Source organism: Streptomyces sp. NP-1717 (genome assembly GCF_022695985.1).
In the GTDB taxonomy this organism is placed as follows: Bacteria; Actinomycetota; Actinomycetes; order Streptomycetales; family Streptomycetaceae; genus Streptomyces.
In genome coordinates, this window is sequence record NZ_JAAPBF010000364.1 from 1 (window position 1) to 4,354 (window position 4,354).

Consider the following 4,354-nt stretch of genomic DNA (forward strand, 5'->3'; position numbering starts at 1 on the left):
CGCGTCGCCGACCCCCGCCGGGGCGTTCCCCGCCACCCCCAAGCAGGACGTGCTGAACTACCTGACGTCCCTTACCGGTTCGCGTGTCGTCTCCGGCCAGCACAACAAGGAACCGGCCGCGGCCCCCGGCCGCTACACCCAGCTCGTGAAGGACATCACCGGCCAGTACCCCGGCCTCTGGGGCGGCGACCTGATGTTCCGCGCCGAGGACGTCGCCAACCGGCAGCGCGTCATCGACCAGGCGAAGACCGAATGGGCCAACGGCTCGCTCGTCTCGCTCACCTGGCACGTCTGCCCGCCCACCGTCGGCAGCTCGTGCGAGTTCGAGGGCGGCGTCAAGTCCAGCATCTCCAAGGAGGAGTTCGAGGCGACGGTCACCGACGGCACGGCGCTCAACACCGCCTGGAAGCGCCGCCTCGACGAAGTCGTCCCGTACCTCCGGCAGCTCAGGGACGCGGGCGTCCCCGTACTGTTCCGCCCGCTCCACGAGATGAACGAGTCCTGGAACTGGTGGGGGAACCGGCCGGGCTCCGACGGCGGCGCACGGCTCTACCGGATCACCCGCGATCATCTCGCCGGCAAGGGACTCGACAACCTGATCTGGGTGTGGAACGTCCAGGACAACCCGGCCGGCGGCTGGAGTTCGTACTATCCGGGAGACGCCTACGTCGACGTCGTGTCGCTGGACGTCTGGTACAAGAACCACCCCAGCCAGTCCGACTACCAGCAGCTCACGAACATCGCGGGCGCCAAACCGATGGCCCTCGCCGAGCTGGGCAAGATGCCCGGCGCGGCGCTGCTCGACAGCCAGACGCGCTGGTCGTACTTCATGCTCTGGTCCGAGCAGTTGCAGGGCAACAACTCCAACGCCGAGATCCAGGCCGGATACTTCCACCCGCGCGTCCTCAACCAGGGCGAGGTGGTACTGCCCTAGGGGGTGTCTTGTCGATCAGGCCGGATCAGGGAGCGGGGTCTGGTGCGTGCGATCGCAAGGCGGAGGAGGGAGGCATGGCGGAGCCATGCCTCCCTCCTCCGCTGTCAACGCGGCGAACGTGCGTGCCAGACCCCGCGAGCCCGGCAAGATCGGCAAGACATCCCCTAGGGTCTGTCCACCCAGAGAGAGGAAGCCGCGCCGATGGCCGACGACGAGCAGCAGATCCGGGCCCTGATCGAGGGGTGGGCGGCGGCCGTGCGCACCGGTGACATGGACCGTGTCCTGGCCGGCCACGCCGCCGACATCGTGATGTTCGACGTGCCGCCGCCACAGGAGGGCGTACGCGGCATCGACGCCTACCGCGACACCTGGCCCGGCTTCTTCGAGTGGCAGGCGAACGGCGCCACGTTCGACATCCTCGAACTGGACGTCACCGCGGGCGCCGATGTCGCCTACGCGTACGCCCTCCTGCGCTGCGGTTCGCCGCGGGAGGTGGCCGAGCGGTCGGCCACCCGCCTGCGGCTCACGATCGGGCTGCGCAAGGAGCACGGGCGCTGGGTGGTCGCGCACGAGCACCACTCGTTCCCGGACACCGGGGGCGAGGCGTAGGGGCTGTCGGCCGGGTCCCGTCAGTCGGCCAGATCGACACGCACCGTCAGCAGGTTGGTGCCCATCAGCCGGACCACCGCGCTGTTGCCGGCCGGCAGGGTCCTGAGCCGCGCGCGGGGATCGTCCTCCGGCATCGGGTGGGCGGTCCCGGTGTGCCAGGTGCCCTTGATCCGGACCCGGACCCTCGGGTCGGCCAGGATGTTGCGTACGTACTGCGACCTGTCGCCGTACTCCGACACCAGCCAGAACTCCTGGCCGACCCGGCTCCCGCCGACCGGGGTCCGCCGGGGCAGTCCGGACGTGCGCCCCGTGGTCTCCAGCAGGATCTGCCACGGCATCCGCGAGGAGAGCGGATTGGCGACCCGGCGCTGGAAGGTGGTGACGACCCGCTGCTTGATCTCGTGATGACGCGACATCCGTGACTCTTCCTCTCGCGGTCCTGACGGTCCCGGCGGCCTTGACGGTCCCGGCGACATCGACGACATCGCCTGTGCGGCGCTGACGGCTTCTCATCCTTCTCTTACGCCGCTCATATGCTGCCATCACGCGCCGTGCATACCTTCGCGCCATGTTCTTCACCTACCTCCGGCGCGAACTGCGCCGTCGCCGCAAGGCCGCGCTCGTCGTCGCCTCGGGGCTCGCACTCGGTATCGCGCTGGTCATCGTCGTCAACTCCGTCTCCTCGGGCATGCGGGAGGCCCAGGACAAGGTCCTGGAGTCGCTGTACGGACTCGGCACGGACATGACCGTCACCAAGGCCGCCCCTCCCGCCTCCGAGGGCGGCCGCGCGGGGCCCCGCTTCAAGTTCGACGCGCAGGACGGTGACGAGGAGCAGAGCAACGACATCGTCATGCCGCAGGGCTTCGAGACCCTCGCGTCCAGCACCGTCGGCAAGGTCGCCGACCAGTCGGGCGTGGCCACCGCCGTGGGCGGCCTCAGCCTCTCGGTCGTCAAGGTCGACGGGGAGTTCAAGCCCGGCGAGTTCAAGCCGAGGGAGAACGGCGCGAGCGGTGGCGGGGCCGGTGGCGGCATCGGCGGTCCGCAGGGTGAAGTGCGCGGCGGAGGTGCCGACTTCGACGTCGACTCCTACACCGTCTACGGCACCGACACCGCCCGTCAGGACCTCGGCCCGCTGACCTCCTCCAAGATCACCGACGGTCGTACGTTCAAGGCGACCGAGACCGACGCCCGGGTGGCCGTCGCCGACGCCGCGTACGCGAAGGAGAAGAAGTACGAGGTCGGCGGCGAAGTCACCATCAAGGGGACGAAGTTCGAGATCATCGGCATAGCGACCGCCGACAGCGGCGACGCGGCGGCCAATCTGTACATCCCCCTGAAGCGGGCGCAGACCCTGTCCGACTCGAAGGACAAGGTCACCACCGTCTACGTCCAGGCCGACGACTCCCAGCAGATCGGCGCCGTCAAGTCGGCCATCCAGAAGAACGTTCCCGGCACCACCGTCACCACCTCCGCCGATCTCGCGGACACGGTCTCCGGCTCCCTCTCCACCGCGTCCGACCTCGCCACCAACGTCGGCAAGTGGCTCTCCGTCGCCGTTCTCGTCGCCGCCTTCGTCGTCGCCGGACTGCTCACCGTGTCGGCCGTCAGCCGCCGCGTACAGGAGTTCGGCACGCTCAAGGCGCTCGGCTGGAAGAGCGGACGCGTCACCCGGCAGGTCGTCGGGGAGGCGATGGTCAACGGGCTGGTCGGCGGTGCGCTCGGTATCGCCGTCGGTATCGCCGGCGCGTACGCGCTGACCGCGGTCAGCCCCTCCCTGACCGCTCAACTCGGAGCCGCGGCCGGCGGCCCCGGCGGCGGTGGCGGCGGTCCGGCCGGCGGACTCGTCCGTGCGGGCGGACCCGGCGGCCAGAGCGCCGAAAAGGCCATCGAGATCGCGCTCACCGCGCCCGTCTCCGCCGCGACGATCGCCCTGGCGGTCGGCCTCGCGGTGACGGGCGGACTGATCGCCGGCGCCTTCGGCGGCTGGCGCGCCTCCCGGCTGCGGCCCGCCGACGCGCTGCGCCGCGTCGAGTAGCCGCCGGACGGTTCCGTACCCCCTCAACTCACCGCAGCAGCGCAGGAGTCGCACCATGTATGAACTCAGCGGCGTCACCAAGCAGTACCGCACGGGCAAGTCCACCGTCCACGCGCTCGCCGGGGTCGATCTGACCATCGGCGAGGGCGACCGGCTCGTCATCAAGGGCCCCACCGGCGGCGGCAAGTCCACCCTCCTCCAGATGCTCGGCGGTCTCGACCGCCCGACCGCGGGCAGCGTCAAGCTCGACGGCACCGACCTGGCCCGACTCGGCGAGGCGAAACTGACCGCCGTACGCGGCCGGTCCATCGGCTTCGTCTTCCAGAGCTTCAACCTCATCCCCACCCTGTCCGCCCAGGAGAACGTCGAGACGGCGCTCGTACCGCTCGGTACCAAGGCCGGGGAACGCCGCGAGCGCGCGGCCGAGGCCCTGCGCTCCGTCGGCCTGGGGGAGCGCCGCGACCACGTGCCCTCCGAGATGTCCGGCGGTCAGCAGCAGCGCGTGGCCATCGCGCGGGCGCTCGTCAAACGGCCGAAGGTGCTCCTCGCCGACGAACCGACCGGCAATCTCGACGAGTCCATGCGCGACGAGATCATGGATCTGCTCGAAGGGCTCTGGAAGGAGCACGGGCTGACCTTCGTGATGGTCACCCACGACAGCGCCATCGCCCGCCGCGCGACCCGCCTCGCCACCATCAGGAACGGAAGGATCACCATCACCGAACGCTCCGCGTAGCGGGGACGTGACGGCCCGGCCGACGACCGACACGGCAGGG

At 70.2% G+C, this 4,354-nt stretch carries 5 protein-coding genes; 4 read left to right on the top strand and 1 reads right to left on the bottom strand.

The genetic code is table 11. The features are described from left to right. Nucleotides 1-934, top strand: a 934-nt coding sequence (locus GXP76_RS34300) for a glycosyl hydrolase (RefSeq protein WP_242575531.1), incomplete at its 5' end; no start/stop codon positions are given. Nucleotides 935-1,135: 201 nt separating this feature from the next. Further along, nucleotides 1,136-1,543 carry an SgcJ/EcaC family oxidoreductase gene (locus tag GXP76_RS34305; protein ID WP_242575532.1) on the top strand — a complete coding sequence of 136 codons (408 nt, stop codon included), beginning with the start codon at nucleotides 1,136-1,138 and terminating at the stop codon, nucleotides 1,541-1,543. 20 nt (nucleotides 1,544-1,563) lie between these two features. On the opposite strand, the gene GXP76_RS34310 is transcribed toward GXP76_RS34305, so the two are convergent. Beyond that, on the bottom strand, nucleotides 1,564-1,959 hold the full coding sequence (locus tag GXP76_RS34310) for a nitroreductase/quinone reductase family protein (RefSeq protein ID WP_242575533.1): 396 nt from the start codon (nucleotides 1,957-1,959) through the stop codon (nucleotides 1,564-1,566). Between the two features lie 152 nt (nucleotides 1,960-2,111). Between GXP76_RS34310 and GXP76_RS34315 the strand changes: the two genes are divergently transcribed. Then, entirely contained in the window at nucleotides 2,112-3,578 is a 1,467-nt protein-coding gene (locus GXP76_RS34315; protein WP_242575534.1) for an ABC transporter permease, read from the top strand. Nucleotides 3,579-3,633: 55 nt separating this feature from the next. Continuing rightward, on the top strand, nucleotides 3,634-4,314 hold the full coding sequence (locus tag GXP76_RS34320) for an ABC transporter ATP-binding protein (protein ID WP_242575535.1): 681 nt from the start codon (nucleotides 3,634-3,636) through the stop codon (nucleotides 4,312-4,314). Nucleotides 4,315-4,354 lie beyond the last annotated feature (40 nt).

Coding starts and splice junctions, on each gene's coding strand:
- GXP76_RS34305 (WP_242575532.1), top strand. CDS start 1,136: ATGGCCGACGACGAGCAGCAGATCCGGGCCCTGATCGAGGGGTGGGCG.
- GXP76_RS34310 (WP_242575533.1), bottom strand. CDS start 1,959: ATGTCGCGTCATCACGAGATCAAGCAGCGGGTCGTCACCACCTTCCAG.
- GXP76_RS34315 (WP_242575534.1), top strand. CDS start 2,112: ATGTTCTTCACCTACCTCCGGCGCGAACTGCGCCGTCGCCGCAAGGCC.
- GXP76_RS34320 (WP_242575535.1), top strand. CDS start 3,634: ATGTATGAACTCAGCGGCGTCACCAAGCAGTACCGCACGGGCAAGTCC.